Origin of the sequence: uncultured Succinivibrio sp., assembly GCF_902756765.1 — a bacterium.
GTDB lineage: Bacteria > Pseudomonadota > Gammaproteobacteria > Enterobacterales > Succinivibrionaceae > Succinivibrio.
Genome location: NZ_CACVSS010000197.1, coordinates 1 through 2054, shown reverse-complemented (window position 1 = coordinate 2054; position 2054 = coordinate 1). Strand labels below are relative to the sequence as shown.

Here is a 2054-nt window from a genome sequence, read left to right as displayed (position 1 = left end):
TGAATACACCTAGAAGCGTGGTCTAGAAGAGAAATTATTTACGCTGGAAGATTATTTCCTGATACCTGAAGGTATCAGGAGATACAGAGTTCTATTTTTTCAGCTCTTTGGTAAAGAAATCTGTTGCTGTTTTTACAACCTCTGCAAAGTGATCTGTAAACGCATGATCTGCCTTGTCGATCATAACAAGCCTACTGTTCTTGTAGGTACTGTTGTATCTTTCACTGTAGGTGTATGGAACAATAGTATCGTGTGAACCATGAATGATGCATACAGCTCCGTCGTATTTAGCAGCTGTCTCAAAGATAGGCATTGTCTGAGCGGTCTTAATATACTCATAGCCGATTTTGTAACCTTTGTGGTAAGGATCGTTAAGATCAACTTCCTTTGGCGGATTGATTGCATCATATTTAACATCGAAGATCTGGCCACGCAGAGCATCATCACGAAGTACAGCTGCAGGAGCAAGAAGAGCAACACTCTTAATATTCTCAGAACCTAGCTGTCCTGAAAGCATGCTTGCTACAACACCACCTTGAGAATGACCGCTCAGTGATACAGATGATACATTAGGAAGATTCTTTGCATACTCGAAAACTTTTCTTGCATCAGTAATTTCGTTGGCAACAGTCATCTCCTCAAACTTGCCTTCACTCATACCGTGACCGTTGAAATCAAAACGGATTGAAGCAATTCCGTTTTTCTCAAGACTTGTTGCAATCTGCTCTAAAAGCACGAAATCCTTGTCTGAGGTGAAGCCATGCATGATGATAACCATTGGATAGTTGCCTTTAATGTCAGGTGTCTGCATTATGGCTGAAAGCTTACTGTGGTCTCCTTCGATAGTAATATTCTGTGTATGGGCAAACACGGATAGAGGTAAAATTGAAAGTATACCAATCAGCAGCTTTTTAGATAATTTCATGATGGCTCCTTTGTTATTCGTATGTAAAAAACATACTGTTACATAAATAAAACGAGGATGTTCAGAATTGAATATCCTCGTGAGGGTAATCGGTTTAAAGTGATGAATTATTTTTTTAGGTTGGATACAATCACTGTTGAACGAGGTGGAATTGTCATATTCTTTCCTGCAATCAGCTCTTTTATAAACTTCTCCTCAAATTCCTTTGAGGTTCTGGTTGCTCCATAGCTGTATACCGCAAGTTTCTCTCTTCCCAGCATCTCGTACAGACCTTCAAGCCCTTCAGCATGATCGTAACGACGAACGTTTCTTCCGGACAGAGGGATCAGCAGATCTTCTCCTGAATCTTCCGCATTATCACTGCCACAGTCTTCAGGCATGTACATTGAAGCCAGAAGAGGAAACAGTATTGAGCCCTGTTCAAACTTTACCTGCTGACGAGAAGCGTTTACAAGCACGATACTGAATCTGTCTCTGTATAGACGCATATACGCAAAATATGCTCCACCGGCACTGATGAAGATCATGGTGCCTCGAGAGAAAGCAGGATTTGATCTGCGCAGGGCGGTAAGTTCTGTAATTACAGTCTGAGTCTCTGCTGAGTTTACACTTGCATGATGATCCTTTAGTGCCTTGAATGGAATCATGGAACGAGGTCCAACTTCATACTTGGAAATCACGTCGCCAAGCTCGTCACCCTGATAGATACAAGGAATACCACGCCAGGTTACAAGACATGCTAAAGCAGCCTGGTACAAGTGCTTATCACCACCGATAATATCGTAGAAACGAGGCAGACTGTTGTTATCCAGCTGGTTTACAAGACATAGCTTTAACTGCTGAGATACACCAACAGCGAATTCCTCACAGGTTCTTCTTAAATCTTCACCTGTATAAGGGGTAGGGTCACCGTTAAGGTTGATTCCACCGAAGAAAGAACGGATAGGACTGATAAAACCAGTATAGTTGATGGTTCCATCAACATTACCTTCAGAGCATAAAGCATATCTAGGATCTGTACCGAAATGGCCAAGCATCAGACAGTCTAGATGAGAGTCTCTTGCGCTGTTGCAGATTGCTGACAGTCTTTCGATATTATTTCTGGCATTACCGTTGTCACCGATCTGGT

General features: G+C 41.9%; 2 protein-coding genes. Both read right to left on the bottom strand.

The window, feature by feature from the left end:
* Positions 1-91 precede the first annotated feature (91 nt).
* On the bottom strand, positions 92-925 hold the full coding sequence (locus tag QZU45_RS12350; RefSeq protein WP_295355728.1) for an alpha/beta fold hydrolase: 834 nt from the start codon (positions 923-925) through the stop codon (positions 92-94).
* A gap of 107 nt (positions 926-1032) precedes the next feature.
* The coding region (locus tag QZU45_RS12345; RefSeq protein WP_295355726.1) for an alpha-amylase family glycosyl hydrolase at positions 1033-2054 on the bottom strand (1022 nt) is incomplete at its 5' end.